Here is a 13090-nt window from a genome sequence, read left to right as displayed (position 1 = left end):
CTCAGTCGAGACGGATCATTCCCGCCGCGACCGTCTGGTGGGTCACTTCATCGATCAGGATAAACGCACCGGTGGCGCGGATATCGGCATACGCGTCGGCTGCCAGTGCCTGCTGCACGTTCAGGCTGATGCGCGCAATATCGTTCAGCTTCAAGCCTTCGGCCGGATGGCGCTGCTGCGTATTGATGTCGAGGATCGACTCGATCGCCGTCACTTTCGCCGCCGTCTGTTTCGTGCCGTGCTTGATCCAGTACTTGCGGCGCAGGTCCAGCGCGTCTTCGGACAGCCAGCACACGTCGGCCACCACTGTTTTCAGCAGGGTGGCAGGGCGCTCGCTGCTGGCCAGCAAGTCGCCGCGCGAAATGTCGAGGTATTCATTGAGCAGCAGGGTGACGGACTGGCCCACCACGGCGGTGCTCAGCGAGCCGTCCAGCGTGACGATATCCTTGACCGTTGCCGTCTGGCCCGAGGGCTGCACCACCAGGGTGTCGCCGATGCTGACCTTGCCCGCCTCGATGCGGCCCATGTAGCCGCGGAAGTCGTTCGCTTCGTGGCCATTGTGGCGCGCCACCAGTTGCACCGGGAAGCGGAAAGGCGTGTCGTGCGATTCGTCGTAGACGGACAGCGATTCAAGCAGCTCGATCAGGGTCGGGCCCGTGTACCAGCCCAGCTTGTCGCCGCGTTCGACGACGTTGTCGCCCGTCAAGGCGGACAGCGGGATCGGCGTGATGTCTTTCAAGCCCAGCGACTGGGCGAATGTGCGGTAGGCAGCGACGATGCGGTTGTACACCGTCTCATCGTAGTCGACCAGGTCCATCTTGTTGACGGCGACGACCACGTGCTCGATCTGCAGCAAATGGGCAATCGTCGAATGGCGCTTGGTCTGGATCAGCAATTCCACGCTGCCATCGTCACCGAGTTTGACTTTCGACACGTCGATCAGGATGATGACGGCGTCGGCCGTGGACGCCCCCGTGACCATGTTGCGCGTGTACTGTTCATGGCCCGGCGTGTCGGCGATGATGAACTTGCGTTTCGGCGTGGCGAAATAACGGTAGGCTACGTCGATGGTGATGCCTTGCTCGCGTTCCGCTTCCAGGCCGTCCGTCAGCAGCGACAGGTCGACCGTGTCGCCCACCGTGCGCTTGTGCTTGGAGCGCGACATGGCGTCGAGCTGGTCGGCGAAGATGCCCTTGCTGTCGAACAGCAAGCGGCCGATCAGGGTGCTCTTGCCGTCATCGACGGAACCGGCCGTGATAAAGCGCAACATGCCGCGCTCTAAACTGTCGGTGGAGGTGGTGTTGGAGATTGCTGCGTTCATTAGAAATACCCTGCTTTCTTGCGTTTTTCCATCGAGGCTTCGGAAGTCTGGTCATCCATGCGGGTGGCGCCCCGTTCCGTGATTTGCGTGATTGCCGTCTCGGCGATGATGGCGTCGACCGTTGCCGCATCGGACGAGACGGGGCAGGTGCACGAGATATCGCCCACCGTGCGGAAGCGCACGACTTGCGTTTCCACCGTTTCGCCTTCGCGTGGCGGCGTCAGGTCTGTCAGCGGCACCAATAAACCGTTGCGCGGGATCACCTGGCGCTCGTGCGCAAAGTAGATCGGCGGCAATTCCAGTTTTTCGCGGGCGATGTATTGCCACACGTCCAGTTCGGTCCAGTTCGAGATGGGGAAGACGCGCATGTTTTCACCGGGATGGACGCGCGTGTTATACAAATCCCACAATTCGGGGCGCTGGGCTTTCGGGTCCCAGGCGCCGAATTCGTCGCGGAATGAAAAGATGCGTTCCTTGGCGCGGGCCTTCTCTTCATCGCGGCGCGCGCCGCCGATGCAGGCGTCAAACTTGTATTCAGCAATGGTTTCCAGCAAGGTCACGGCTTGCGCCGCATTGCGCGAATCCGTGGCCGGGTTGCGCAGGCGCACGGTGCCGCGCTGGATCGAATCTTCCACGGAGCCGACGATCAGGCGTTCGCCCAGTTCCGCCACTTTCTTGTCGCGGAACGTGATGACTTCCGGGAAGTTGTGGCCCGTGTCGATATGCACGAGGGGGAATGGAAACTTGCCTGGGCGGAAGGCTTTTTCGGCCAAACGCAGCAGGACGACGGAATCCTTGCCGCCCGAGAACAGCAAGGCGGGATTGGCCGATTCGGCCGCCACTTCGCGCAGGATGTGGATGGCTTCCGATTCAAGGCTGTCGAGGTGACGCTGGTTCAAAATATTGCTCATATGGGTGCTTTCTTGTTCTGCTGAGTCTGTTGTGTCTGTTCAGGCTGCCACGGATTTGATGCGTATCAACTTGCCGTCCACCATGTGCAGGCCGCATTCCTTGGAGTCCGGGTTTTCCCACCACCAGCGTCCGGCCCGTACATCTTCGCCCGGCTGGACGGCCCGCGTGCACGGTTCGCAGCCGATGGACGGGTAACCCTGGTCGTGCAGCGCGTTGTAGGGCACGTCGTTGGCACGGATGTAGGCCCACACGTCTTCTTCCGACCAGTCGGCCAGCGGATTAAATTTCGTCATCGCATGTGCCGCGTCGTCTTCCTGCACGTGCAATTCGGCGCGCGTGGTGGACTGGGCGCGGCGCTGGCCCGTGATCCAGGCCTTGTTGCCGGCCAGGGCGCGGCCCAGCGGTTCGACCTTGCGGATGCGGCAGCATTCGCGGCGCATCTCGACGCTGTTGTAGAACGCGTTCAGGCCGTTCTGTTCCACGTAGGCCGCCACCGCTTCCGGTTGCGGGCGGTACAGGGTGATGTCGTGGTCGTAGCGGGTTTTCACCTTGTCGAGCACGGCCAGGGTTTCCTGGTGCAGCCGGCCTGTTTCCAGGGAAAAGATGCCGATTGGCAGCTTTGCCTTGAGAATCATGTCGGTCAGCACCATGTCTTCGGCTGCCAGGCTGGACGCGAACACGGCCGGCGAAAACTCCGCGGCGATGCGTGTCAGCGTTTGCTCGGTGGCGTCAATCAAAGAAGTCAGATCGCTCATGATGGGTCCTCAGATGCCGGCTGCGTTGTCGAGGTCAGGATTCTGGCCTTCGCGCTGGTGACGGCGGAACAACGGCGATTTCTGATCCCACGAGGCTTGGTAGGTTTCCGAAAAGACCGATAAACCTTTCAGAGCATCATGGATGCTGCGGTCGGGGCGCGTCGCATACGCGTCAAAGCCGACGCGATGCATGGAAAACAGCTGGTCGCGCAGCACGTCGCCGATGGCGCGCAATTCACCCTGGAAACCCAGGCGGGCGCGCAGGTTGAAGGCGATGGAATAGCCGCGGCCATCCGTGAATTTCGGGAAGTCCACACCGATGACGGGCAGTTGCGCCACGTCGGCGGCCAGCTCTTCCGGGCGCTCGTCGCTGGCCAGCCAGACGCCGATGTCGGGCAGGCGCGCCAGCAGGGTGTCGCGCTGGGCTTGCCACACGGGCAGCGGTACGATGACCTTGCCTGCAGGCACGACCACCGTTTCCGGCGTGTCGTTTTCATCGAGGCGCAGCAAGCCCCAGGTATTTGGCACCACGGCGGCGTTCTTGATGATTTCTTCGCGTACTTCAAACATATTCGTCTTCTCCCACCAGGTTGCCGACCGTGATCGGCGTTGCATATACGTGTTCCTTGAACGGCGCCAGGCCCAGGCGCTGGGCCGTATCGACGAAGCGCTCGCCTTCGTGGCGGTCGCGCACGTAGACGTGCAGCAGGCGGCCGATGACTTCAGGCATCTGCAGGGAAGAGAACGATGGTCCGATGATCTTGCCGATGGCAGCGTTGTTGCCTTGCGCGCCGCCGATCGACACTTGATACCATTCGCTGCCATCCTTGTCGACGCCGAGGATGCCGATGCTGCCCACGTGATGGTGGCCGCAGGCATTGATGCAGCCGGAAATATTCAGTTCGATCTCGCCGATGTCGTGCTGGAAGTCGATGTTGTCGAAGCGTTCCGCGATGGCGGCGGCGATCGGCAGCGACTTGGCGTTCGCCAGCGAGCAGAAATCGCCACCGGGGCAGCAGATCATGTCCGTAAGCAAGCCGATGTTCGGCGTGGCCAGGCCGTGCGCCTTGGCTTCCTGCCACAGCTTGAACAGTTTCGACTGCTCCACGTCGGCCAGCACCAGGTTTTGCTCATGCGTCACGCGCAGTTCGCCAAAGCTGTAGCGGTCGGCCAGATCGGCCGCGAAATCGATCTGCTCGGCCGTCGCGTCGCCCGGTGGCACGCCGGTTTTTTTGAGTGACAGCACCACGGCCACATAGCCGGGGCGCTGGTGTGGCTTGACGTTGCGCGCCAGCCAGTTCACATACGCCTTGTTGTCCGCGTGTTCGGCCTTGTAGTCGAGTTCCGGCAGGGCAAGGTAGGCGGGCGGATTGAAAAAGTCCGCCACGCGCTGCATTTCCTCGGTGGTCAATGTTTCCGGACCATCTTTCAAGTCGACCCACTCCGCTTCCACCTGGCGCGTGAATTCTTCCACGCCGATGGCTTTCAACAGAATCTTGATGCGCGCCTTGTATTTGTTGTCGCGGCGGCCGTGCAGGTTGTACACGCGCATGATGGCCTGGATGTATGTCAGCAAATGCTGCCATGGCAGGAAGTCGCGCACGACGCTGCCCAGAATCGGCGTGCGGCCCATGCCGCCGCCCGCCATGACCTTGAAGCCCACCTCGCCAGCGGCGTTGCGCACGGCCGTCAAGCCGATGTCGTGCACGGCGATGGCGGCGCGGTCTTGCTCGGCGCCATTGATGGCGACCTTGAATTTACGCGGTAGGGCGATGAACTCGGGGTGGAAGGTGCTCCACTGGCGCAACACTTCCGCGTACGGGCGCGGATCGATGATTTCATCGGCGGCGACACCGGCGTACGGGTCCGATGTTGTATTACGGATACAGTTGCCGGATGTCTGGATCGCGTGCATTTCCACGGAAGCCAGGTCCGTCAGGATATCGGGAGTCTGTTCCAGCTCAATCCAGTTGAACTGGATGTTCTGGCGCGTGGTGAAGTGGCCATAGCCGCGGTCGTACTTGCGCGCGATGTGCGCGAACATGCGCATCTGCGTCGACGACAGCAAGCCGTACGGCACGGCGATGCGCAGCATGTAGGCGTGGCGTTGCATGTACAGGCCGTTTTGCAGGCGCAGCGGGATGAATTCCTCTTCCGTCAGTTCATTGGCGATACGGCGCGCAACCTGGTCTCGGTACTGGGCGATGCGCTCTTTGATGATGAGGTGGTCGTACTGATCGTAATGGTACATATCAATTCCTAAAAAAGCCGGGGTACTGGAAGACTGCCTGGGATGATGTTCTGGATACTGCTCTTGTCTTTAATAGATTAGCTTTATTGCCACGCCGGTCAAGGTCATCGCCAGCAGCACTCTTAAAAACTTTTCCGGCACGGAGCGGGCCACCCAGGAGCCGAGCGTGATGCCGGGCAGGGAGCCGACCAGCAGCGAGGCCAGCAATTCCCAGTGGATGGAGCCGAGCCACCAGTGGCCCAGGGCGGCGATGGCAGTCAGGGGCACGGCGTAGGCGATATCGGTGCCCGCCACTTCGGCCGAGGTCATGCGTGGATACAGCATCACCAGCAAGGTGGCGCCGATGGCGCCGGCACCGATCGACGAGACCGTCACCAGCACGCCCAGCACGGCGCCGGCGATGATGGTCGCGGCGGCAAGTTTGTTGCCTTGTAATTGTTTCTCAGGGTGCGCGTTGATCCAGGCCAGCATGCGGCCCTTGAAGATCAGCGCCACGACGGTCAGCAGCACGGAGGCGGCGATCGAGTAACGGATGATCTGGCCGATTTCCGGCGACAGGGTGCCGAATGATTTCAGCGCCAGGGTCGCGACGACGGCGGCAGGCAGGGCGCCGATGCACAGGCGCTTGACGATATCCCAGCGGATGGTGCCACGCAGGCGGTGCGTCAGGGTGCCGGCGCTCTTGGTGATCGAGGCGAACGCCAGGTCGGTGCCCACGGCCACGGAGGGCGGTACGCCAAACAGCAGGGTTAACAGCGGCGTCATCAGCGAGCCGCCGCCCACGCCGGTCATTCCTACGAGTAATCCTACGGCAAATCCTGAGACTATATAAGACAAAGTCATGCTTGCACCCCCAAAGTACCCGCAATAGTAATAAACTTAGTGTTTATTCCAAACTACTTAGTACGCATTTGCTTATATGCGATATGCGTATATGCATGAACGCAAAATCATGGGTAGGGCGGAAACTCGGTAAATTACGGCAATCTAGGGCAAACCAGCAATGAATCTCCATCAACTGCGCTTCGTGCGCGAAGCGGTCCGTCAGAACTATAACCTGACGGATGCCGCCAAGGCCTTGTTTACGTCGCAACCGGGCGTATCGAAAGCCATCATCGAGCTGGAGGAAGAGCTGGGCGTGGATATTTTTACACGCCACGGCAAGCGCATCCGCGGCTTGACGGAGCCGGGCCGCCTGGTGCTGGAATCGGTCGAGCTGATCATGCAGGAAATCGACAGCATGAAGCGCATCGGCAAGGAATTCGCGGCGCAGGACAGCGGCAGCTTTACCATTGCCACCACGCATACGCAGGCGCGCTACACCTTGCCCAAGGTGGTGCAAGCGTTCATGCTGAAGTTCCCCAAGGTACGCTTATCTTTGCTGCAAGGCAACCCACGCCAGATCGCCGAGATGGTGCAGCGCGACCAGGCCGATCTTGCCATCGCCACGGAATCGATCGCCGCCATCGATGGCCTGATTACCTTGCCCTGCTATCAATGGGAGCATGTGGTGGTGGTGCCGGTCGACCATCCGCTGCTCAAATCGAAGTCCGTAACCCTGGAAGAAATCGCTGCCTTCCCCCTGATTACCTATGACAGCGCGTTTGCCGGACGCAACAAGATCGACCACGCTTTCGTGCTGCGCGGCCTGAAGCCGGACATCTTGCTGGAAGCCATCGATGCCGACGTCATCAAGACTTATGTCGAGTTGGGCATGGGGATTGGTATCATAGCGGGTATGGCCTTTGATGCCGAACGCGACAAAGGCTTGCGCTCCATCCCTGTCGGCCACCTGTTCGGCATGAATGTGTCGCGCGTGGCCGTCAAGCAGGGCGCGTATTTGCGCAGCTATATTTATACCTTTATCGAGTTGCTGACGCCGACCCTGAACCGCAAGCTCATTGAGCAGGCGATGAGCGGTGATAAAGAGCACTACGAACTATAACAATGCATGAAGTCGGCCGGGCGATGTGCCTGGCCAAGATTATTTAAGAAGAGAAGAAACAATGATTACCGATCAGCTTGCCAAATATTACGCCACCATCGCGCAGCAGTACGAGCGCGTCTATGACAAGCCCGAACGCCAGGAAGACCTGGAAGTGTTGCGCGACAAGGTTGCCGACGTGCTGGAAGGCCACACCGTGCTGGAACTGGCCTGCGGTACCGGCTACTGGACGGAAGTGGTCGCCGAGTCGGCCGAGTCCGTGCTGGCCACCGATATCAACGATGAAATGCTGGCGCTGGCCCAAGCCCGCGGCTTGCCCGACAACGTCACCTTCGCCAAGCTCGACGCATTCAACTTGCCCGATGATGTGCTGGGCAAGTTCACGGCCGTGTTCGCCGGTTTCTGGTGGTCGCACGTCAAGCGCGAAGACCAGGACAAATACCTGAAGCAATTGCGCAACAAGCTGGGCAAGGACATCCTGCTGGTGCTGATCGACAATTCCTATGTCGATGGCAGCAGCACGGTCATCGCGCGCACTGACTTGCTGGGCAATACCCACCAGTTCCGCACGACGGAGGCGGGCGAGCGCTATGAAGTGCTGAAGAATTTCCCGTCGGATAGTCATCTGCGCAAGAAGTTTGCCCACTCGGCTCGTGAAATCCGCATGAAGCGCCTGGAATACTACTGGCTGCTGAGCTGCCGCCTGAAATAAAGCTGATCTGTCTATATGGTAGGTCGGATTAGCGGCGCAGCCGCGTAATCCGACACCGCCGCCTTGCCAACAATGTTGTCGGATTACGCGTGGCCTTGCCACGCTAATCCGACCTACGGTAAATAGGCCTCACGCCGCATGAACCGCCTTCGGGCGGTTTTTTTTCGTCTGTTGTTTTTATGTGACACGATGTTGTGCCAAAAAGCAACATCTTGTCGATGTCATATTGTTGAAGTATTTCGTGGGCATGATTCGGTTCAGCAGCTAAGCAGCTCAGCAGCAGCTCAACTTGTCCAACCTAATGTAGAGAATCTCAAGTGAAAAAAATTACTCTGGCAGCATTGATCATCGGCACCTTCGCAGCAGCTACGGCGCAAGCACAATCGAACGTTACCGTGTATGGTCTGGTTGACCTCGGTATCGCCAAGACCACTGGCCAGCCGACGGTACAACGCGAAAACAATGCGTCGCGCCTCGGTTTCAAGGGTACGGAAGATCTGGGTGGCGGCCTGTCCGCAATTTTCAACCTGGAAAGTGAATTCCTGGCTGACACCGGCGCGCAAAAGGGCGTGTTGTTCGACCGTCAGGCTTACGTGGGTTTGAAAGGCGCGTTCGGTACCGCCATCCTGGGCCGCACCAAGAATCTGGTCGATGGCACCATCGCCCGCGTCGATCCATTCAATACCTATGGCGTGGTCGGCAAGAACAATGAAACCCTGCTGCGTTCGGGTGTCGGCTCGTCGCGCGTCAACAATGCCGTGACCTACAACAGCCCAAGCTTTGAAGGTTTCGTGGGCAGCCTGCAATACGTACTGAGCGAAGTCAACAGCGCTGACGCAGGCGTGATCGGCCTGGCAACCTACGATAATGGCCCGATCAGCTTGCACGCCGGCTACGAGAAAGCCGTGCAAGCAACGGCAACGGCCGCCAAGCCTGACCTGTGGTCCATCGGTGGCGGCTATAAATTCGGCCCGGCCAAGATCACGGCCGCCTACTCGAAAGGCGACACCAAGGTGGCTGCCAACGGCGAATTCAAGTCCTACTTGATCGGCCTGAACTACACGGTTGGCGGCGGCGATGCCAAAGTGTCGTACGGCAAGCAAGAGCAAAGCAACAACAAGTTCAAGGATCGGGACACCATCAAGGAATTCGGCTTCGGCTACGATTATCACCTGTCGAAGCGTACCGACGTGTACGCTTACGCTGGCCGCGAGCGCGTCAAGTCGCTGACTTCGTACCAGATCGGCCTGGCACACAAATTCTAAGCATCATTCGATGTGATGGAGTGAAGGCGCCTGCGGGCGCCTTTTTTATTGCGTTGCGGCTTCTGCCGCCCCGGCATGCATGGGCAGCGAGATGTCGATGCGCGTGCCGCCCAGTTCGTTATCGGCGCCGATATGGATGCTGCCGTTCAAGCCCCACACCCGCTCGCGCATGCCCAGCAGTCCCAGGGCCGCAGCTTTTTCCAGGTCATGTTCGGCAATGCCGCGGCCGTCATCCTGAATGGTGATCGCCAGCGAGGAATCGATGCGGTGCAGAGCGATGGTGATGTGGCTGGCCTCGGCATGGCGCGCGATATTCGTCAGCGCTTCTTGCACGATGCGGTAGATGGCCGTGCTGCGCGCGTCGTCGAGCACGAGGTCGGCCTCGTCGGCCAGCAAGTCAAAATGGATGGCGCGGCGCAACAGGAAGTCGTGGCGCAATTTTTGCAGCGCGAAATACAAACCTCCTTCATCGAGCGCGCGCGGACGCAGGTTGCTGGCGATGCGCCGCAGCGAAGTGATGGCCGTCACCAGCAAGCCGTCCATACTGTGCAGCAACGCTTGCAGAGCCACGGTGGTATCCGAGTGCTGGCGCACCAGAGTCAGGTCAACCCGCAAGGTGGCTAGCAATTGCCCCAGGTCATCATGCAGTTCGCGCGCGATATGCTTGCGCTCTTCTTCGCGGATAGATTGCAGGGCGCTCGACAATTCACGCAATTGCGAAAAGGAGCGGGCCAGCTGTGCATGCATCTGCTGGCGCGCGCTGATATCGCGCACGATGATGGTAAACACGCTATGGCCGTCTTCTTGCATGGCCGAGAGCGAGCCTTCGAGGGGAAACATGGCGCCATCGCTGCGCCGTCCCGTCAGCGTGTAGTCGGTGGCGCGCCGGCCCGTCAGGCGCAGCTCCTGGTTGATGTCGCCAAACGGCGGATCGCCATCGTGCTTGCCCAGGCCGTCCAGGGTACGCAAGTCGCGCAGGATATAGTGGCCCAGGCGCCTGCCGCGCATGCCGGCCGGCGTGTCGTCGAACAATCTGGCTGCCGCCGCGTTCGCATGCAGGATGATTTGCCCGCTGTCGATGCTGATGATGGCGTCGCTGGCGCTGTCGATGATGGCTTGCCCGCGCGCCTGCCGTTGCCGGCGGGCTTTCAGCGGAGGAAACAAGCACAGCAATAGCGCCGCCGCCATGCCCAGCGGCAGGATGCGCAGCAGTGTGGGACTGCCTCGGTCGGGCATGGGCTTCTCCTTGCGAACGTGTACGAAGGCAGGCAAGACAGCGATGGAGAGTGGGACTTCATGTAGCCTATGCCTGCTGGGGCGGCGTGGCTTGATGTGGCGCAGGAAGGGGGGAGGAAGAGATCAAGGCGCCGCGCCGGCATGGGCCGGGCGGCGGCGAGCGACTTACATTTGCTTGAACAGGTGCAAGAAGCTGCGGCTCACTTCGAGCTTGTCGGACTTGCCTTTGATGAGTACCAGGTGGCGGCCGCGGATGTCGCGCGTCACGCCTTCGATGGCATTCACGTTGACCAGGGTGGCGCGGTGGATTTGCCAGAACAGCGCAGGATCGAGCTCTTCGGCCAGATCGCGCACGGGCTTGCGGATCAGTGCCTCGTACTTGGCGGTTTGCACGCAGGTGTATTTCTCGTCCGAACGGAAAAATAAAATCTCTTCCACAGGGATCATGCGCAAGTCCTGGCCGATGCTGGCCTGTATCCATTGCAAATAGGTGGGCTTGGCCGTGATTTTTTCCGCCAGTTGCGACAGCATGGCCGTCACGCTGCTGTTGACGTCCAGCGCAGGCTTGTTCAAGTGCGTTTTCAGGCGCTCCACCGTCACCAGCAAGCGCTCATGCTCGGGCGGCTTGAGCACATAATCGACGGCGCCCCGCTCGAAGGCTTCGACGGCGTGGGTATCGTAGGCCGTGACAAAGACGATATGCGTCTTGCTGCCAATCACTTGCGCCGCTTCCATGCCCGTCTTGCCCGGCATGCGGATATCGAGGAAGGCAAAGTCGGGCTTGAGTTGCTCCACCAGTTCGATCGCTTCGTCGCCATTCTTGGCTTCGCCAATGATTTCCAGTTCGGGCCAGGCCTGGCCCAGGCGCAGGCGCAGTTGGTCGCGCATCAGTCTTTCGTCGTCGGCAATAATAGCGGTAGGCATAGGTCTCAAGTGTGAACAGGCGAAGATTGATTATTCAATGATTTAGCGTTTTTATCAACTGTCTTATTTAGACAGCTGATAGGGCACTTCGATCACGGCGCATACACCGCTGGGCTGGTTGGGCGTGATGGTCAGGCTGCCCTGGTCGCCATGCAGCAGCTTCAGGCGTTCGCGGATAGTGGGCAAACCCAGACCCGTGCCATCGCTGGGCACCACGCCAAAGCCCAGGCCGTCATCGGTGACGATCACGCGCAGCTTGCTGTGCGCCACTTCGGCCACGATGCGCAGGGTGCCACCTTCCGGCTTGACTTCCAGGCCATGCTTGATGGCATTTTCCACCATCGATTGCAGCATCATGGGCGGGAACGCGGCGCTGCGCAGGCCATCGGGAATCTGGAAATCGACGGTCAGGCGTTCTTCCATGCGCATTTTCAGCAGGTTCAAGTACGCTTGCACCATGTCCGCTTCGCGGCCCAGGTTGGTAATCAGGGCGTTGTCGCGCATTTGCGGCAGCACCGCGCGCAGATACTGGATCAGGCTGCGCTGCATCTTGGCCGCGCGCGGTGGATCAACCTGGATCAAGTGTTCGACGGAGGCAAGCGTGTTGAACAGGAAGTGCGGCTCGACTTGCGCCTGCATCATCTGCATCTTCGCTTCGCTGAGCTGGCGCTGCATGGATTCGCGTTCGGCCGCCTCATTCGCTGTGACAGTTTCCGCTTCGGCCCGTTTTTTGCCGCCAACCAGGGCTTTCATGGCGAACAGGGCCAGCACCAGCAAGGATACAAAACTCTTGAACCAGGTCGACGCTTGCTGGTGGTAGCGCGACACTTTTTGCTCCGCAGCATCATCGACAGCTTCTTCGATGGCATTCGACAGCTCTTCGCCGATTTGTGGTGGCAATTCAATATGGACTTCTTCCCCCGAAGCATTGGTTGTTACTGGGTAGCTGGGTTTGGCGGGGGCGGCCGGTGGTTGAGGCGGCTCTGGCGGTACGGCGCTGGCTTGGGCGTCCGCCTCGGCGGCATCGGCCGGATCGCTGGCCGCGTCGGCCGCGCTGCTGCGCCGGTTCTTGCTATTGCGGGGATTGAAATGGATGCCGGTATCGTCGATCAGGATATTGGTTTCGCCCGTTCCCTTGCTGCTGCGTTTATGCGACTTGATGACCACTTCTTCGTCCGGGCTGGACGAGAACAGCTCATCTTGCAAAATGGAGCCGGCGATCAGGGCCAGCGCCGCGAACAGGAAAAATTTCCACCAAGACAGTTGGGTAACCCAGGTTGTCGTCGCGTCGAATGCCCGTTGCACCCAAGCGAGGATGGTTTTCAACAATTGGGGCAGGCTGGAAATCGGAAGCATGGGAGCACTTTCAAGTACAAGAGTTAATCGACGCAGCGGGCAAGTTTAACCCCTTGTTGAGTAGCGTCAGAGTCTGATGTTGCCACTGTGCCTAAAGACCACGAACTAAGCCAGCCGATTGCGACAGGCTGCACAAAAAGGCGCTTGAAGTGAAGACAAGGCTTGCTGGGCGGTGAGGGGAGGTGCGGAATCAAAATAGCCCTTGCGGGACGCGCAGCCCAAGGCTATAATTCGCCCCCTCGCTGAACGCTGCATGCAAATGCCGAGTGAAGCGGGCAAAAAAGAAGGTTGACGAAATGCTGAAAAAGCTTCATACTCTCCCTTCTTCGCAGCTGACAAACACAACGCTTTGTCGATAGCGCGAAAGCAGTACCGAATACCGTTCTTTAACAACTAACAGTCGATAAGTGTGG

At 59.8% G+C, this 13090-nt stretch carries 11 protein-coding genes and 1 pseudogene; 3 read left to right on the top strand and 9 right to left on the bottom strand.

The window, feature by feature from the left end; genetic code table 11:
- Nucleotide 1 precedes the first annotated feature (1 nt).
- From CLU93_RS04735 to CLU93_RS04710, 6 genes and pseudogenes are all read right to left on the bottom strand, one after another.
- Nucleotides 2–1321 (bottom strand): sulfate adenylyltransferase subunit 1, encoded by a 1320-nt coding sequence (locus tag CLU93_RS04735; RefSeq protein WP_099760184.1) that lies wholly within the window; start codon nt 1319–1321, stop codon nt 2–4.
- A pseudogene (cysD, locus tag CLU93_RS04730) lies at nt 1321–2238 on the bottom strand (sulfate adenylyltransferase subunit CysD); the annotation flags it as partial. The pseudogene cysD and the gene CLU93_RS04735, both read right to left, overlap by 1 nt.
- Nucleotides 2239–2271: 33 nt before the next feature.
- Complete coding sequence (locus tag CLU93_RS04725; protein ID WP_099760182.1) at nt 2272–2988, bottom strand: phosphoadenylyl-sulfate reductase; 717 nt, start codon at nt 2986–2988, stop codon at nt 2272–2274.
- Between the two features lie 9 nt (nt 2989–2997).
- Nucleotides 2998–3558 (bottom strand): DUF934 domain-containing protein, encoded by a 561-nt coding sequence (locus tag CLU93_RS04720; protein ID WP_096234404.1) that lies wholly within the window; start codon nt 3556–3558, stop codon nt 2998–3000.
- On the bottom strand, nt 3551–5239 hold the full coding sequence (locus CLU93_RS04715) for a nitrite/sulfite reductase (protein ID WP_099760181.1): 1689 nt from the start codon (nt 5237–5239) through the stop codon (nt 3551–3553). Before CLU93_RS04715 ends, CLU93_RS04720 begins: the two co-directional genes overlap by 8 nt.
- A gap of 69 nt (nt 5240–5308) precedes the next feature.
- On the bottom strand, nt 5309–6082 hold the full coding sequence (locus CLU93_RS04710; protein ID WP_096234406.1) for a sulfite exporter TauE/SafE family protein: 774 nt from the start codon (nt 6080–6082) through the stop codon (nt 5309–5311).
- A gap of 160 nt (nt 6083–6242) precedes the next feature.
- On the opposite strand from CLU93_RS04710, the gene CLU93_RS04705 reads away from it, so the two are divergent.
- The 3 genes from CLU93_RS04705 (at nt 6243) to CLU93_RS04695 (ending at nt 9161) form a co-directional block, all read left to right on the top strand.
- On the top strand, nt 6243–7184 hold the full coding sequence (locus CLU93_RS04705; RefSeq protein ID WP_071078844.1) for a CysB family HTH-type transcriptional regulator: 942 nt from the start codon (nt 6243–6245) through the stop codon (nt 7182–7184).
- 61 nt (nt 7185–7245) lie between these two features.
- A complete protein-coding gene (locus CLU93_RS04700; RefSeq protein WP_099760180.1) occupies nt 7246–7896 on the top strand; it encodes a class I SAM-dependent methyltransferase in 651 nt (216 codons plus the stop codon).
- A 317-nt stretch (nt 7897–8213) separates the two neighbouring features.
- Nucleotides 8214–9161 (top strand): porin, encoded by a 948-nt coding sequence (locus CLU93_RS04695; RefSeq protein ID WP_099760179.1) that lies wholly within the window; start codon nt 8214–8216, stop codon nt 9159–9161.
- 45 nt (nt 9162–9206) lie between these two features.
- Here CLU93_RS04695 and CLU93_RS04690 read toward each other — a convergent pair whose 3' ends face one another.
- From CLU93_RS04690 to CLU93_RS04680, 3 genes are all read right to left on the bottom strand, one after another.
- Nucleotides 9207–10397: a PAS domain-containing sensor histidine kinase gene (locus CLU93_RS04690; protein WP_099760178.1), complete on the bottom strand. Its 1191-nt coding sequence runs from the start codon at nt 10395–10397 to the stop codon at nt 9207–9209.
- 165 nt (nt 10398–10562) lie between these two features.
- Nucleotides 10563–11321, bottom strand: a complete 759-nt coding sequence (locus CLU93_RS04685; RefSeq protein WP_096234411.1) for a LytR/AlgR family response regulator transcription factor — start codon at nt 11319–11321, stop codon at nt 10563–10565.
- 63 nt (nt 11322–11384) lie between these two features.
- Nucleotides 11385–12677 (bottom strand): sensor histidine kinase, encoded by a 1293-nt coding sequence (locus CLU93_RS04680; protein ID WP_099760177.1) that lies wholly within the window; start codon nt 12675–12677, stop codon nt 11385–11387.
- Between the last annotated feature and the right edge of the window lie 413 nt (nt 12678–13090).

The organism is Janthinobacterium sp. 35, from assembly GCF_002754575.1.
Lineage (GTDB): Bacteria > Pseudomonadota > Gammaproteobacteria > Burkholderiales > Burkholderiaceae_D > Janthinobacterium > Janthinobacterium tructae.
This window is presented reverse-complemented; position numbering and strand designations above follow the sequence as displayed.

What these genes read in the sequence shown, in the direction of transcription:
- CLU93_RS04680 (WP_099760177.1), bottom strand. Translation starts at nt 12,677, where the DNA reads ATGCTTCCGATTTCCAGCCTGCCCCAATTGTTGAAAACCATCCTCGCT.
- CLU93_RS04690 (WP_099760178.1), bottom strand. Translation starts at nt 10,397, where the DNA reads ATGCCCGACCGAGGCAGTCCCACACTGCTGCGCATCCTGCCGCTGGGC.
- CLU93_RS04720 (WP_096234404.1), bottom strand. Translation starts at nt 3,558, where the DNA reads ATGTTTGAAGTACGCGAAGAAATCATCAAGAACGCCGCCGTGGTGCCA.
- CLU93_RS04705 (WP_071078844.1), top strand. Translation starts at nt 6,243, where the DNA reads ATGAATCTCCATCAACTGCGCTTCGTGCGCGAAGCGGTCCGTCAGAAC.
- CLU93_RS04710 (WP_096234406.1), bottom strand. Translation starts at nt 6,082, where the DNA reads ATGACTTTGTCTTATATAGTCTCAGGATTTGCCGTAGGATTACTCGTA.
- CLU93_RS04715 (WP_099760181.1), bottom strand. Translation starts at nt 5,239, where the DNA reads ATGTACCATTACGATCAGTACGACCACCTCATCATCAAAGAGCGCATC.
- CLU93_RS04685 (WP_096234411.1), bottom strand. Translation starts at nt 11,321, where the DNA reads ATGCCTACCGCTATTATTGCCGACGACGAAAGACTGATGCGCGACCAA.
- CLU93_RS04735 (WP_099760184.1), bottom strand. Translation starts at nt 1,321, where the DNA reads ATGAACGCAGCAATCTCCAACACCACCTCCACCGACAGTTTAGAGCGC.
- CLU93_RS04725 (WP_099760182.1), bottom strand. Translation starts at nt 2,988, where the DNA reads ATGAGCGATCTGACTTCTTTGATTGACGCCACCGAGCAAACGCTGACA.
- CLU93_RS04700 (WP_099760180.1), top strand. Translation starts at nt 7,246, where the DNA reads ATGATTACCGATCAGCTTGCCAAATATTACGCCACCATCGCGCAGCAG.